The sequence below is a fragment of the Cronobacter sp. HA18003 genome, assembly GCF_011605905.1.
GTDB classification, from domain to species: Bacteria; Pseudomonadota; Gammaproteobacteria; order Enterobacterales; family Enterobacteriaceae; genus Cronobacter; species Cronobacter sakazakii.
Genome location: NZ_JAANQO010000011.1, coordinates 533,723 through 548,711 on the forward strand (window position 1 = coordinate 533,723; position 14,989 = coordinate 548,711).

Genomic DNA, 14,989 nt, shown 5'->3' on the forward strand with positions numbered 1-14,989 from the left:
GTTATGACCGAAACGCCTTTCTGGCAGCGTAAAACCCTGGATGAGATGAGCGACGCCGAGTGGGAATCGCTCTGCGACGGGTGCGGTCAGTGCTGCTTGCATAAGCTGATGGATGAAGACACCGACGAAATTTATTTCACCAACGTCGCCTGCCGTCAGCTGAATATCAAAACCTGTCAGTGCCGTAATTATGAACGGCGCTTCGAGTATGAGCCGGACTGCATCAAGCTGACGCGTGAAAACCTGCCAACTTTCGAGTGGCTACCGCCGACCTGCGCGTATCGGCTGCTGGCCGAAGGGAAAAACCTGCCGCTGTGGCATCCGCTGCGCACCGGCTCAAAAGCCGCGATGCACGCCGAGCGTATTTCGGTGCGTCATATTGCCGTTAAAGAATCCGAAGTGCGCGACTGGCAAGACCATATTTTAAACAAACCGGATTGGGCAGAATAAACGCATATTCTTTTTTCGAAGACTATGAACCGTGAATCTGCTAAATAAAAAAATAAAAAAAAGCCGCTAACGAAGAGCGGCTTTTTTTTATCCGGAAGGTAAGCGTTGCGGTTTTTCTCACCCGTTATAGCGGGAAGAACATCGCGTGGCAAGAGGGTTTGCTGTCGGCGACGAGACGCAGGGCGGCTCAGATCCAGCCAAACCTGACGGATAAGGAAAGGAGTAGACCAGCAAAGGCGAACAGGTTAAGTAAAACCGCAGTTCTGCTTGAAATCTCCATACAATACTCCGGGCTTCTTGTTTACGACACAGGGAGTATAGCTACTGTTTATTCCGGTGCATCTGTAATTTTAAAAAATCAGACTTTTCGCTTAGTGCGGTCTGAGATATTTCTTAAGCAAGTCTGAATAATTGCATTTTCATTAATTAAAGCGTAATGACGGCTTATTCTGGTTCGCAGAATTGCGCGAGGAACTGATGCAGCGTAGCGTGCTCATCAGTAGTGAGGGATAAAAAACGAGCAACCTGTTCTTCAAGATGGCTGCAGGGTTGCGCGATGATGGTTATCAGATTTTCATTATCCGAAAGTCGGATAATCGATACGCCGCGCAGCGTACCGGACGCCGTGAACACGGCTTTAATGCAAATATCGTCACGAAAAATCAGTGGGTTCATAAGGCTGAGAAGGCTTAGCAAAATCATCTGACCACACAAATAGCACATCTCTTGCCTTGATACAATTCACCTTTTTATAGTGATTGAACTGATAGTCTATATCTATTGTAGTGATAATTAAGGCTCTGTTTTTAATCGTAAAGTTAAGTAAAGACCTTATTGTCTAATAAACCAGCGATTGTAAAAAAATACGATAAAAAAGGCCGCCTCAGCGACCTTATACTTACTTCTGATTCGGGCTCGGCCTTTTATCGCCAGATTCCGGTGCTTCGTTCGGATCGTCTTTTTCGACGTTAAGTAAATACTTATTCATCACGTCCTCCTGTCGTTAATCAAACACACACTTAAGTATAGGCAGGTGAACTCAGAACAAGCCAGGCGGTAAAGGCAATGCGTATGTTGAGCCAATAAAAACGCCCACCGGCCGGAGCGCGGTGGGCGTGGTGCAGCGCAACTGAGAAGCACTCAGTAGCGGCCGAAAAGATCGCGTTTTTTCGGTTTGAACGCCTGCGCCAGCAGCACCAGCAGGGCAACCACCAGATAAGCGGCGAAAATGCCGATTAACCACTGCGGCATCTCAAGCGTCAGGAAGGACCACTGGCGCTCGGCGCAGTCGCCGCTGGCGACAAACACCTGCGGCAGCCATTTATCGAGCGGCAGCCAGCTCGGGAAACGCGCTGCGAAATCGCAGGTCACAAACGGTGAAGGGTGCAACTGGATGTTTGTGTGCTCAATGGCGAGCATCAGGCCTTTCCAGGCGCTGTAAATCCAGATACCCATCGCCACAAAACGTAACGGGGTTTTTGGTGCAATGGCTCCCACCAGCCCTGCGCCCATTACGCCAAACAGCGCGCAACGTTCATAAATACACAACACGCACGGCTTCAGCATCATGACATGCTGGAACCACAGCGCCACCATTTCCAGCGCGAAAGCGGTAAGCGCCAGCAAAAGCCATGCGCCGCGCCCACGCGAACACTGGTTTAAATATCGCAACATAATGATTATCTCTGCAATCTGCGTTGAACCGGCAGTGTAAACGAAAACGGGTTTGACGCCACTAGCCACATCAAAAATAACGCATTAAACCTCTGCCCATAAAAAGAAAATCGGGCTGCGGGAGCCCGATTTGCGATTAATGCAGCAGCGCCGTCGTGGCAGGCGTACTCACCCAGCCGCTTTGCAGTAGCCAGTCGGTGAACGGCACCAGCGTAAACTGTACACAGGCGAGTCCCACCAGCGTCAGTACGATTGTATACGGCAGCGCCATCCAGACCATGCGGCCATAGGAGAGACGGATTAGCGGCGCCAGGGCTGAGGTCAGAAGGAACAGAAACGCCGCCTGGCCGTTTGGCGTGGCGACGGACGGGAGGTTGGTGCCGGTATTGATCGCCACCGCCAGCATCTCAAACTGTTTCGCGTCGATAACCCCCTGTTGGAGCGCGCTTTTCGCTTCGTTGATATACACCGTGCCAACAAACACATTATCGGAGATAGACGACAGCAGGCCGTTGAAGAGATAGAACAGCGACAGCTGGTTATGCGGCGAGGCTTCGAGCACATAGGCGATAATCGGCGCGAAGAGATGCTGGTCGATGATAACGGCCACCACGGCGAAGAACACTGTCAGCAGGGCGGTAAACGGCAGCGCCTCGGTAAACGCTTTGCCGATAGCGTGCTCATCGGTGACGCCGCACAGCGACGAGGCGAGAATAATGACCGAAAGACCAATCAGGCCCACTTCGGCCAGATGCAGCGCCAGCGCCGTAATCAGCCACACGCCGATAAGCCCCTGGATTATCAGTTTCATGGTGTCCTGACGGGTACGCTTCTGGCGGCTCTTGTCGTCGTATTCGCGCAGGATCTTACGCACCGGCTCCGGCAGCGGTTCGCCATAGCCGAACGATTTGGTTTTCTCCACGAGAATGCAGGTGACGATGCCGCAGATAAAGACCGGCACGCTCACGGGCGCGACGCGCAGCAGGAAGTCGCCGAAGCTCCAGCCCGCCGCGTGCGCGATAATCAGGTTCTGCGGTTCGCCGACCATCGTCATCACGCCGCCAAGCGCGGTGCCGACGCCCGCGTGCATCATCAGGCTGCGCAGAAACGCGCGAAAGCGCTCAAGCGTGGCGCGGCGCTCGTCGTCCAGCTGGGCATCATCCACCAGCTCCTGCCCCTCATCACGATTCGACGCGACGCGATGGTAGATACCGTAAAAGCCCACCGCCACGCTGATAACCACAGCAACGACCGTCAGCGCGTCGAGGAACGCGGAAAGAAACGCCGCCGCAAAGCAGAATGCCAGTGAGAGCAGGGTCTTGGAGCGAATGCCCAGCAGCAGGCGGGTGAAAATCAGCAGCAGCAACTGCTTCATAAAGTAAATGCCCGCCACCATGAAAATCAGCAGCAGTACCACGGCGAGGTTATTCGCCACTTCTTCGCGCACGTGCTCGGCGCTGGTCATCCCGATAAACAGCGCCTCGACGGCCAGCAACCCGCCCGGCAGCAGAGGGTAACACTTCAACGCCATCGCCAGCGTGAAGATAAACTCAATCACCAGCAGCCAGCCGGCGGTGAAGGGGCTTACCCAGAAAACCAGAGGATTAAGAATCAAAAAGCCAAGTAAACAAAGCTTGTACCAGTCCGGAGATTGTCCTAAAAAGTTACGATACAACGCCCGGCCATATGAAATTTCCATGCCATGATCCTTTACGGTTATTTTTCGTTAACATGTCAGGGTACCCGGCAGTGGTGCGGCAATCAAGCCGCAGGCGCGTATGGCGGGCCGGTGGGGATTGTTAAAAACCGAACCACGATCCCTTTTTTTACATTTCGTCATGCTATCTGCGCCCCGGCGCGTCTGGTATGATGAGTGAATTTTGCATCTCAGGTGTATTGGAAAGCTCATTATGGTGATTAAGGCGCAGAGCCCGGCGGGTTTCGCGGAAGAGTACATTATTGAAAGCATCTGGAATAACCGCTTCCCTCCGGGATCTATTCTGCCTGCTGAACGCGAACTCTCTGAACTGATTGGCGTGACGCGCACCACCCTGCGCGAAGTGTTACAGCGCCTGGCGCGCGACGGCTGGCTGACTATCCAGCACGGTAAGCCTACGAAAGTAAACAACTTCTGGGAAACCTCAGGCCTCAATATTCTCGAAACGCTGGCGCGTCTCGACCACGAAAGCGTCCCGCAGCTTATCGACAACCTGCTTTCCGTGCGCACCAACATCGCGACGATTTTTATTCGTACCGCGTTGCGTATGCACCCGGAGCGCGCGCGTGAAGTGCTCGCGACGGCGGATGAAGTGGAAGATCACGCAGACGCTTTTGCGGAGCTCGATTACAACATTTTCCGCGGTCTGGCGTTCGCCTCCGGCAACCCTATCTACGGGCTGATTCTCAACGGCATGAAAGGGCTCTATACCCGCATTGGCCGTCACTATTTCTCTAACCCGGAAGCGCGTAGCCTGGCGCTGGGCTTCTACCATAAGCTCGGCACGCTCTCGCGCGAAGGGTTGCACGATCAGGTTTACGACGTGGTGCGTACTTACGGCCGTGAAAGTGGCGAGATCTGGCACCGGATGCAGAAAAACCTGCCGGGCGATCTGGCGATGCACAGCCGTTAAGGCATTGCGCAGGCATAAAAAAGGCTTCCTTCGGGAAGCCTTTTTTGTTGGACGCAGGTGTCAGAGCGTATTGATGCGCGGCGGGCAGCGCTCCAGCAGTTCCACGCTGCCGTCTTCGTTCTGCTGCTCCAGCAGCACGTCGAAGCCCCACAGGCGATGCACATGTTTCAGCACTTCGCGGCGGCCTTTGTCGAGCGGCGCACGATGCTGGGGAATGTAGCGCAGCGTCAGCGCGCGATCGCCGCGCAGGTTAACGTTCCACACCTGAATATTCGGCTCCAGGTTACTGAGATTGTACTGGGCCGACAGCTCATTACGAATCGACCGGTAGCCCTCTTCATTATGAATCGCCTCAATTTCCAGATAGTTGTTGCGATCGTCATCCAGCACCGTAAAAAAGCGGAAATCGCGCATCACTTTCGGCGACAGGAACTGGCTGATAAAGCTCTCGTCTTTGAAGTCGCGCATGGCGAAATGCAGGGTTTCCAGCCAGTCGGAGCCGGCGATATCCGGGAACCAGTGGCGGTCTTCGTCGGTCGGGTTCTGGCAGATACGCTTGATGTCCTGGAACATAGCGAAGCCGAGCGCATACGGGTTAATACCGCTGTACCACTGGCTGTTATAGGGCGGCTGGAATACCACGTTGGTGTGGCTGTGTAAAAATTCCAGCATAAAGCGCTCGGTCACTTTTCCTTCATCATAGAGATGGTTCAGGATGGTGTAGTGCCAGAACGTCGCCCAGCCTTCGTTCATCACCTGCGTCTGTTTTTGCGGGTAGAAATACTGGCTCACCTTACGCACGATGCGCAGGATCTCGCGCTGCCACGGCTCCAGCAGCGGAGCGTTCTTCTCCATAAAGTAGAGCAGGTTTTCCTGCGGCTCGGCCGGGAAGCGGTGGTGTGCCTCGACGGCTTTCTCCTCTTCACGCCGCGGCAACGTGCGCCACAGCATATTGACCTGGCTTTGCAGATACTCTTCGCGGCTTTTCTGGCGCGCTTTCTCTTCCTGGAGCGAGATCTTCTGCGGGCGTTTATAACGATCCACACCGTAATTCATCAGCGCGTGGCACGAATCCAGCAGCTTCTCGACTTCATCAACGCCGTAGCGCTCTTCGCACTCGGTAATGTAATGACGGGCGAAAATCAGGTAATCGACAATCGAGCTGGCGTCGGTCCAGCTGCGGAACAGATAATTATTTTTGAAAAACGAGTTGTGGCCGTAACAGGCGTGCGCCATCACCAGCGCCTGCATGGTAATGGTGTTCTCTTCCATCAGATACGCGATACACGGATTGGAGTTAATCACGATTTCATAAGCCAGCCCTTGCTGCCCATGCTTGTAGAGCCGCTCGGTCTCGATGAATTTCTTACCAAACGACCAGTGCGGGTAGTTAATCGGCATCCCGACGCTGGAGTATGCATCCATCATCTGTTCTGAAGTGATTATCTCAATCTGATGCGGGTAAGTGTCCAGCCGGTAGAGTTTCGCCACGCGATCGATTTCAGCGAGATAGACATCCAGCAGCTCAAATGTCCAGTCCGGCCCGTCGCTCAGACGTTGGGTATCCTTTTTCAGGGAATCAGTTACGGTAGCCATCAGCGCGCCCTCATTGTTAGCGGCTCTCATCCGGGGAGAGCCTTAATTTCAAGCATAGATCACCCCCGACTTATCAGCGCCACGGCAAAAATTTTTTCTGCGCGATTTCCTGAGCCCACCTGTCGGTAAATGACAGGCCTGGCAGCATTTTATTTTGCCGGAAGGGGAAGGGAAGCAGGAGATCCTGAAAGCGCTATCCCCACTGTGGCGGGGAAAGTTGTGAGTCGGTTCACCATAAAAAAGCCATATGTTGAATAATATTTTCTTCTGGGTTATCAATTTGTAATCAGTTAATTATTCTTTAGCCTGAGAAGGAAGAGGACATGCATGTAGTCGTGCTGGGGAGTGGAGTTGTCGGCGTCGCCAGCGCCTGGTATTTACGCCAGGCGGGGCACGAAGTGACGGTGATCGATCGCGAGCCGGGCCCGGCGCTGGAAACCAGCGCCGCCAACGCCGGCCAGATCTCGCCCGGTTATGCAGCGCCCTGGGCTGCGCCCGGCGTGCCGCTGAAAGCCATCAAGTGGATGTTCCAGCGTCACGCGCCGCTGGCCATCAGCCTTGACGGTACGCATTTTCAGCTTAAGTGGATGTGGCAGATGCTGCGCAACTGCGACACCCGCCACTACATGCAGAACAAAGGCCGCATGGTGCGGCTTGCGGAGTACAGCCGCGATTGCTTAAAAGCGCTGCGCGAATCCACCGGCATTCAGTATGAAGGCCGTCAGGGCGGGACGCTGCAACTGTTCCGCACAGAGCAGCAGTATGAAAACGCCTCGCGCGATATCGCGGTGCTGGAAAGCGAAGGCGTGCCGTTCCGTCTGCTGAAAGCCGCTGAACTTGCGCAGGTTGAACCGGCACTGGCGGACGTGGCGCATAAGCTCACCGGCGGGCTGCAGCTGCCGAACGACGAAACCGGCGACTGCCAGCTTTTCACCACGCGCCTCGCGCAGATGGCGGAAGCGGCAGGCGTGGTGTTCCGTTACAACACGCCGGTGGACAGACTGCTCTCGGAAGGCCAGCGCATTTACGGCGTGAAGTGCGGCGATGAAGTCATCAAAGCCGATGGCTATGTGATGGCGTTCGGATCCTATTCCACCGCTATGCTCAAAGGCATCGTGGATATTCCGGTCTACCCGCTGAAGGGCTATTCGCTCACCATTCCGATTGCCGATGAAAGCGGCGCGCCGGTCTCCACTGTGCTCGATGAAACCTACAAAATCGCCATTACGCGCTTTGATAACCGCATCCGCGTTGGCGGTATGGCCGAAATTGTCGGCTTTAATACCGAGCTTTTGAAACCGCGTCAGGAGACGCTGGAAATGGTCGTGCGCGATCTCTACCCGCGCGGCGGCCATATCGAACAGGCGAAATTCTGGACCGGCCTGCGCCCGATGACGCCGGACGGCACGCCGGTGGTCGGGCGTACCGAATTTAAAAACCTGTGGCTCAATACCGGCCACGGTACGCTCGGCTGGACGATGGCCTGCGGCTCCGGCCAGCTTCTGAGCGATATTATCTCCGGCCGCACGCCTGCGATCCCGTTTGAAGATCTGTCGGTCGCCCGTTACGCGCCAGGCTTTACGCCGTCGTCCTCCCACCGCCTGCACGGCGCGCACCCCTGATAAGGAACCCGCATGTCTCGTCCGATACAGGCGAGCCTGGATTTGCAGGCTCTGCGTCACAACCTGGAGGTAGTGCGCCGCGCGGCACCCCGGTCGCGCGTCTGGTCAGTGGTCAAGGCGAACGCCTACGGCCACGGGCTTGATCGCGTCTGGTCGGCGCTCGGTGCCACCGACGGTTTTGCCATGCTCAATCTGGAAGAGGCCATTTTGCTGCGCGAGCGCGGCTGGAAGGGGCCGATTCTGATGCTGGAAGGCTTTTTCCACGCCGATGAACTGCCGCTGTTTGATAAATACCGGCTCACCACGAGCGTGCATAGCAACTGGCAGTTAAAGGCGCTGGCGGAGGCGAAGCTTAACGCGCCGCTGGATGTCTATCTCAAAATCAACAGCGGAATGAACCGTCTCGGTTTTGTACCGGAGCGGGTGCACACCATCTGGCAGCAGCTGAAAACCATTGCCAATGTAGGGCAGATAACGCTGATGGCGCACTTCGCCGATGCCGACCGCCCGGACGGTATCGATGCGGCGATGGTGCGCATTGAGCAGGCGGCGGAAGGCATCGACGCGCCGCGCTCGCTCGCGAACTCCGCCGCCGCGCTCTGGCACCCGCAGGCGCACTTTGACTGGGTTCGTCCTGGCATTGTGCTTTACGGCGCGTCGCCGAGCGGGCAGTGGCGCGATATCGCCACCAGCGGCCTGCAGCCGGTGATGACGCTGAAAAGCGAGATTATCGGCGTGCAGACGCTAAAGCCGGGCGATACCGTGGGTTACGGCAGCCGTTACCGCGCCGCTCGCGAACAGCGTATCGGCATTGTAGCGGGCGGTTACGCTGACGGGTATCCGCGTCATGCGCCGGACGGCACGCCAGTGCTGGTGGATGGCGTGCGTACCGGCATTGTCGGCACTGTCTCGATGGATATGCTGGCAGTCGATCTCACGCCTTGCCCGCAGGCAGGCATCGGCAGCCCGGTGGAGCTGTGGGGCAACGAGATTAAAATTGACGATGTCGCCGCGGCCTGCGGCACTATCGGCTATGAGCTGATGTGCGCGCTGGCGCCGCGCGTGCCGGTCAGCACGCGCTAAACGCGTCATACCGGCGATAAAAAAGGGAAACCCGCGGGTTTCCCTTTTTCTTTTCTACCACGCGATAACGTCTTACTCGTCACTATCCTCGGCGACTTTCAGACCGATGCGGCGGATCTGGTTATTCTCTTTCTCCGCCACCGTCCACGTCATGCCTGCAAAATCCACCTGGTCGCCCACGACAGGCGCGGCACCAATCAGCGCCAGCACCACTTCACCAATGGTGCGGTTTTGATCCACCGCCGACTGGTCATCCAGCCCGTAGATAAACGCCACGTCGGAGAATTTCGCGTCCGCTTCGAGGATAAAATCGCCGAAGAAACGCTGGTCGAGCGCCACCGGCGGCGACTGGCTGAACAGCTTGCCAAGCGCAGGCAGGTCACGCTCGCGGCCAATCACGCACAGCACGTCGCCTTCACGCAGCCGGGTGCTGCCGGTCGGGTGCATCAGCTGGTTTTCACGAAACAGCGCCGCGATGCGCGTCTCTTTTGGCATGTGGAGGTCGCGCAGCGCCGCGCCGACGCACCATTTATCGGCGCTCAACTGATAAACAAACTGCTCCCACGGGTTTTCCGGGTGAATATCAAGCCCAACGCGCGACTGCGGGCGGCCGACTTCCGGCACCACCACTTTGGCCTTTTTCGCGGCCCAGCCGAGCGTGGTGCCCTGGAAGAGCAGCGACACCAGCACCACGAAAAATGCCACATCGAAAAACAGATTCGCGCGCGGCAGCCCGGCCATCATCGGAAACACCGCGAGGATGATCGGCACCGCGCCGCGCAGGCCTACCCAGCTGATAAACACGCGCTCACGCAGCGTAAACCCGCGAAACGGCAGCAGGCCGGTAAAAATAGAGAGCGGGCGGGCGACGAAAATCATCCACAGCGACAGCAGCAGCGCCGGAATGGCGATGGGCAGCAGATGTGACGGTGTCACCAGCAGGCCGAGCACCAGGAACATGCCAATCTGCGCAAGCCAGGCGAGGCCGTCGAACGTTTGCTGAATGCCGTAGCGGTTGCGAATCGGCTTATTACCCAGCACAAAACCGCACAGATAGACTGCGAGAATGCCGCTGCCATCCAGCGCGGTGGTTACGGAGAACACCATGATGCCGCCGCTCAACGCCAGTAGCGGATAAAGCCCGGAGGGCAGCGGAATACGGTTAATGGTTTTCAAAAGCAGCCAGCCGCCGCCAAGGCCAATAAGTATCCCGAGCCCGAACTGCTGAATGATATGCACCAGGAACAGCCAGCTCAGCGCGGTCTGATGCTCCTGAATCATTGAAATCAGCGTGATGGTAAGAAACACCGCCATCGGATCGTTACTGCCGGACTCAATCTCAAGCGTTGAGCTGACACGCTCGTTCAGGCCTTTGCCGCCGAGCAGCGAGAAAACCGCTGCGGCGTCAGTAGAGCCGACTATCGCCCCTATCAGTAACCCTTCCATGATGTCCAGATGGAACAGCCATGCGGCGGCCATGCCGGTCAGCCCGGAGGTAATCAGCACCCCGACCGTCGCGAGCGACAGCGCAGGGCCGAGGGCCACTTTAAAGGAGCTGGCCTGGGTGCGCATCCCGCCATCCAGCAGGATGACGGCCAGCGCCAGGTTACTTATCAGATACGCGAAAGGGTAGTTGTCAAACGGAATGCCGCCCACGCCATCCACGCCCGCAAGCATGCCGATAGCCAGGAAAATCACCAGGATGGGGATACCAAGACGTGACGAGAATGAACTTAACAGGATACTGCAGGTGACCAGTACCGAACCCAGAATAAAAAGACTAATTATCGTCCCGGCGTCCAACGTGCGCGATCTCCTCTGCTGATGGGTTTTCTAAAAACTTAACATACTAATTATGAATCAATCGGTTTAATTAGCATGGTGAATGACATTTTCCCGATGTTTGCGTAGCGTAACTGTCAATCAGGGTAGCAGATCGCAGGGGCCATCCGGTTACCCATTCGCAACATCTTTGCCTTCAGGGCGCTGTTTCGCAGGCGGTTCGGGATTTATCTTACGTCTCACTGGCAGCCAAATGCGTGTCTCGCTGTCGCTAATGCTCGTATCAGGCAAAGGACGGTTGCAGGATCTGCACCCAGCCCGTGAAGCAGCTGACGCGCTGCGATATTCCTGTGTCGATTATTCCTCTTTCAGGTAACAGTGTGTTCTGTTTTTGCGTATTTATAACCCTCTCTGTACCTAATAGACTGCCTCTAATCGCGTAACCGCATGACGCTGCCGCGCGCCGGACACCTGCTTGCATTGATACAGAAAATAATTTACCCGTCTCGCGCCCGTTCAGTCTCTCGCCAGCGCGAGCATAAAACCCACTGCTATTAAAGGAAGAGAAAATGAAGAAAGGCTATCTGGTGGCTCACGTGACCATCACCGATCCGGCTGCTTACGCGGAATATGCTGAGGCCGCCGCACAGGCCATGCAGCCTTTTAATCCGAAAATCGTGGCATGGTCAGGGCAGTATGAAAATCTTGAAGGCGAGGCACACGAAAAGCACCTCGTTCTGGAATTTGATTCGTTCGACGACGCGAAGCGCTTTTATGAAAGCCCAGCGTATCAGGCCGCCAAATCTATGCGGCTGAAAGCGGCGACCGGCACGCTGGTGTTAGTGGAAGGGCCGGAAGTGTGATGCGTTAAAGCCGGAACGTCCGCTCGTGAGGGAGCGGACATTGCGAATAATTTACGATGGTAGATTGATGTCTCAACACACCATTCTTATGAAACAGATACTCATATTCTGGCCTTGATCAAATAACGTTGATCAGCATAATCAAATTATCTCTGGCTGAATAGATTACTGAATAAATGTCAGGCAGTTTTTTAGCGTATAGTGAGCTTTTTGTAACGCTCTTTATCTCCAGCTATAGCTGCGCCAGGGAACGGAATAATAACCCTCTGGCAATTCCAGAAGGCCACTACGAAAAACCCTGGAAACACAATGAGGGAAATATTATCTTTACTGATGTCTGGAATAGACGACAATGGCCTAATGAGGTGAGTGTATGGATACTACTGAATGGACTTCATTCTGATGACTATTACTGATGAAGTTCTGGCGCTTTTTCGTGAAGAAATACCGGGTTATCTTGATCGAAACTGGAAAGAAGTACCGTTAGAACTGGATTAGGATTTATATGATTGCCCGCGTGACGATTTGGAAGATGCAATCAGGAAGTATAAGGAAAGATTTAATATTAGTCTTGAAGATTTAAATTGGTCTTTATATTTTCCGTGGGAATATAAATCATGTTTACAACGCTGGTTTAAGCTGAATAAAAAAGAGGTTGAGCTGACCCGTCGGCCTCTGACGATAAGAATGTTTGCAGCATCAGCGCAAGCAGGTAAATGGTTGTATGATTAAGCCGAGCCAGGAAGCGGTATTTAAAAAAATATAATTTCCGCACCGTGCGTATTCTGTATAAAGTCCTCTGTGTCTGAGCAGCCACGCTGCTCAGACACATCTTTCACTCACTTCCCTTGCTTAAACCCCGTCGCTGCCGCAGCAGGTAACACCGGATGACCGCTCAGGCGAAGCTGCGCACGTTCGCCGTCATGGCGCAGTTCGCCGTGCGCGCCGAGCGGTAACGTAACGGTCTCCTGTTCATGGCCAAATGCAAGGCCGGTCAGCACCGGGATCCCGAGCCGCTCGCGCAGCAGGGCGGCGACGCTTTCAAGGTTATAGCCGTCGTCGTAGTCGTTCACGGCGGCGGCGGTGAAGCTCCCGAGGATAAGCGCCTTCTGACGCGCCAGAATCCCGGCCGCATGCAGTTGCAGCAGCATACGCTCAACGCGGAACGGGTGTTCGTTGATGTCTTCGACCACCAGAATGCCGCCGTCGATAACCGGCATCCACGGTGTACCGGTGATGGACGCCAGCATCGCCAGGTTCCCGCCCCAGACGGTGCCTGCGGTTTCGCAGGGCGCGCCGTCGCTGCGCCACGCAAGCGTAAATTGTGGTTCGGTGAGCGCCTGCCAGAAGTGTCGCCAGGTAAAATCGTTCATCTCCGGCGCGCCGAAATTCCCGGCCAGCATCGAGCCGCTGAACGTTATCGTGTTGCCGCGCGCCAGCAGCAGCATCTGCAGCGCCGTGAAATCGCTGTGGCCGCAAATCAGCAGCGGGTTTTCCTGCTGGCGGGCAATCAAGGGCTTCGGATCAAAGCGCTCCAGCAGGCGCGTCATCCCGTAGCCGCCGCGTACCGGCATCACGATCGCGCCATTTTCAGACAATGCGCTTAACGCCTGTAAATCGCCGAGACGTTCATCGTCGCGCCCGGCGAAACGCTGCATCCGGCGCGTAATAACATGCTGATTTTTTACGGTTATTCCGGCCTCTTCGAGACGGCGTACGCCGCGCCAGGCAGCATCCTGATTAATGCAGTAGCCCGACGGGGCGATGAGATGAACAGAGACCATGACAAATCCTTGCTGACATACCAGGCGAAACCGCTATCATGCCGCTAACCTTAGCGGTTGTCATCCGGATGCCCGCGCGGCCATCCGGGGTGATGCGTCGTTTGGCACTGATATGGAAAGGAAAGTTGCGTGAAATTAAGATGGTTGATGTGGTTAGTGGTGTTCCTCGCCGGGTGTTCTTCCACGCCGGATTATAAAAACCCGCCCTGGAACCCTGAGGTGCCGGTGAAACGCGCAATGCAATGGATGCCGATTACCGAAAAAGCCGGCAATGCCTGGGGCGTCAGCCCGCGTCTGGTCACGGCGATTATCGCAGTGGAATCGGGCGGTAATCCGACGCTCGTCAGTAAATCTAACGCGGTCGGGCTGATGCAGATTAAAGCGTCCACCGCCGGGCGCGAAGTCTACCGCTATATGGGCTGGAGCGGCCAGCCGTCGTCCAGCGAGCTGAAAAACCCGGAGCGCAATATTTCGATTGGCACGGCGTATTTAAGCATTCTTGAGCACGGCGTCCTGAAGGGCATTGAAGCGCCGGAAACGATGCAGTACGCGCTGGTGGTCTCTTATGTGAATGGCGCGGGCGCGCTGCTGCGCACGTTCTCTTCAGACCGCAAAGCGGCGATTGAAAAGATAAACGATCTCAGCCCGGATGAGTTTGTCGAACATGTCGCGAAAAATCATCCGGCACCGCAGGCCCCGCGTTATATCTGGAAAGTGCAGCAGGCGATGAACGCCATGTGATTAGCGCACCCGGCTGGCTTTTTCCCGGGCGATACGCTCCAGCGCGAAGATAATGCGCTGGAGTTCGCGCTCGGTGCCCGGGCTTACGTTCATAAAGCGAAAGCTCAGGCGCGGCGTGGCGATAGTCTCGTTTTTACTGTCCACGACTTTGCGCTCGCTGATGGTTAAAAGCTGCGCGTCAACACGAAATTTTCCCCACTCCAGCAGGTCAAGCTCCAGCGGCGAGAACTGCATTCCTGCTTCCAGCCCTTCCGGCATCGCGCCTTCCAGCAGCGTGCCCATGCCGCCAAGCGACAAATCCTGCAGGCGACCGCGAAACAGCTTGCCATCTGGCATACGCGCCAGGCTGTAGAACTGCGGCTGCACCGGCGCGGTAATGCGAAAATGCTCGCGGCGCTGCACAAACCACACGGCTTCCGGCAGCGGAGCGACAAACGCAGGCAGATCCTGAAACTCGCCGACGTTCAGCGCAGGCAGGTTAAATTCCACCTTTGCGCCCTGGGCTTCAGCGCTGAACTGGATATTTTTCGCTTTTTGCACGGCCTGGTTTTCGCTCGCCTGGCTGCCGAAATCCAGCACCAGCTGTTCCGGCGAGGCGTCAAGAATACGGCTGATAAACTGCCAGCCGCCCCAGGAGAGGCGGATCGGCGCCTGGCTTTTTTGCAAGTCGCGTAAAATCCCCAGTACGGCCAGCGGATTTTGCTTCAGAAACTGCTCACTGTAATTGCTCACGTCGCGTGATTCCTCAAATGACTGACAGAGAG

The 14,989-nt window shown here is 55.8% G+C and carries 15 protein-coding genes and 1 pseudogene; 7 read left to right on the forward strand and 9 right to left on the reverse strand.

What is annotated here, in order from left to right:
- The first annotated feature begins 3 nt into the window (after positions 1–3).
- On the forward strand, positions 4–450 hold the full coding sequence (locus G6041_RS03560; protein ID WP_007868487.1) for a YcgN family cysteine cluster protein: 447 nt from the start codon (positions 4–6) through the stop codon (positions 448–450).
- Between the two features lie 187 nt (positions 451–637).
- On the opposite strand, the gene yncL is transcribed toward G6041_RS03560, so the two are convergent.
- From yncL to nhaB, 5 genes are all read right to left on the reverse strand, one after another.
- Positions 638–730, reverse strand: a complete 93-nt coding sequence (gene yncL / locus G6041_RS21530; protein WP_071601485.1) for a stress response membrane protein YncL — start codon at positions 728–730, stop codon at positions 638–640.
- Positions 731–894: 164 nt separating this feature from the next.
- Positions 895–1,125, reverse strand: coding sequence for a hypothetical protein (locus G6041_RS03570; protein WP_041460701.1), 231 nt, complete (start codon positions 1,123–1,125; stop codon positions 895–897).
- 223 nt (positions 1,126–1,348) lie between these two features.
- Positions 1,349–1,438, reverse strand: coding sequence for a hypothetical protein (locus G6041_RS21355; protein WP_085959387.1), 90 nt, complete (start codon positions 1,436–1,438; stop codon positions 1,349–1,351).
- Between the two features lie 152 nt (positions 1,439–1,590).
- Entirely contained in the window at positions 1,591–2,124 is a 534-nt protein-coding gene (dsbB, locus tag G6041_RS03575; protein WP_004384985.1) for a disulfide bond formation protein DsbB, read from the reverse strand.
- A 136-nt stretch (positions 2,125–2,260) separates the two neighbouring features.
- Positions 2,261–3,823, reverse strand: a complete 1,563-nt coding sequence (gene nhaB, locus G6041_RS03580) for a sodium/proton antiporter NhaB (RefSeq protein ID WP_012124510.1) — start codon at positions 3,821–3,823, stop codon at positions 2,261–2,263.
- A gap of 211 nt (positions 3,824–4,034) precedes the next feature.
- Between nhaB and fadR the strand changes: the two genes are divergently transcribed.
- A complete protein-coding gene (gene fadR / locus G6041_RS03585; RefSeq protein ID WP_012124511.1) occupies positions 4,035–4,754 on the forward strand; it encodes a fatty acid metabolism transcriptional regulator FadR in 720 nt (239 codons plus the stop codon).
- A gap of 60 nt (positions 4,755–4,814) precedes the next feature.
- Here fadR and G6041_RS03590 read toward each other — a convergent pair whose 3' ends face one another.
- On the reverse strand, positions 4,815–6,350 hold the full coding sequence (locus tag G6041_RS03590; RefSeq protein WP_004384988.1) for a SpoVR family protein: 1,536 nt from the start codon (positions 6,348–6,350) through the stop codon (positions 4,815–4,817).
- 323 nt (positions 6,351–6,673) lie between these two features.
- Here G6041_RS03590 and G6041_RS03595 point away from each other — a divergent pair, with 323 nt between their 5' ends.
- Positions 6,674–7,972 (forward strand): D-amino acid dehydrogenase, encoded by a 1,299-nt coding sequence (locus G6041_RS03595; RefSeq protein ID WP_012124512.1) that lies wholly within the window; start codon positions 6,674–6,676, stop codon positions 7,970–7,972.
- A gap of 12 nt (positions 7,973–7,984) precedes the next feature.
- Entirely contained in the window at positions 7,985–9,055 is a 1,071-nt protein-coding gene (gene dadX / locus G6041_RS03600; protein WP_063264466.1) for a catabolic alanine racemase DadX, read from the forward strand.
- Positions 9,056–9,127: 72 nt separating this feature from the next.
- Here dadX and G6041_RS03605 read toward each other — a convergent pair whose 3' ends face one another.
- Positions 9,128–10,858, reverse strand: coding sequence for a potassium/proton antiporter (locus tag G6041_RS03605; protein ID WP_004384991.1), 1,731 nt, complete (start codon positions 10,856–10,858; stop codon positions 9,128–9,130).
- 548 nt (positions 10,859–11,406) lie between these two features.
- Between G6041_RS03605 and G6041_RS03610 the strand changes: the two genes are divergently transcribed.
- Positions 11,407–11,700 carry a DUF1330 domain-containing protein gene (locus G6041_RS03610; RefSeq protein ID WP_012124514.1) on the forward strand — a complete coding sequence of 98 codons (294 nt, stop codon included), beginning with the start codon at positions 11,407–11,409 and terminating at the stop codon, positions 11,698–11,700.
- 387 nt (positions 11,701–12,087) lie between these two features.
- A pseudogene (locus tag G6041_RS03615) lies at positions 12,088–12,432 on the forward strand (DUF1493 family protein).
- A gap of 107 nt (positions 12,433–12,539) precedes the next feature.
- Here G6041_RS03615 and ldcA read toward each other — a convergent pair.
- Positions 12,540–13,484: a muramoyltetrapeptide carboxypeptidase gene (gene ldcA / locus G6041_RS03620; RefSeq protein WP_166491628.1), complete on the reverse strand. Its 945-nt coding sequence runs from the start codon at positions 13,482–13,484 to the stop codon at positions 12,540–12,542.
- A gap of 129 nt (positions 13,485–13,613) precedes the next feature.
- Between ldcA and emtA the strand changes: the two genes are divergently transcribed.
- Positions 13,614–14,225 (forward strand): membrane-bound lytic murein transglycosylase EmtA, encoded by a 612-nt coding sequence (gene emtA, locus G6041_RS03625; protein WP_007775739.1) that lies wholly within the window; start codon positions 13,614–13,616, stop codon positions 14,223–14,225.
- Here the strand turns inward: emtA and ycgR are convergent, their stop codons facing one another.
- Positions 14,226–14,957, reverse strand: a complete 732-nt coding sequence (gene ycgR, locus G6041_RS03630; RefSeq protein ID WP_012124518.1) for a flagellar brake protein YcgR — start codon at positions 14,955–14,957, stop codon at positions 14,226–14,228. It lies immediately after the preceding gene.
- Positions 14,958–14,989 lie beyond the last annotated feature (32 nt).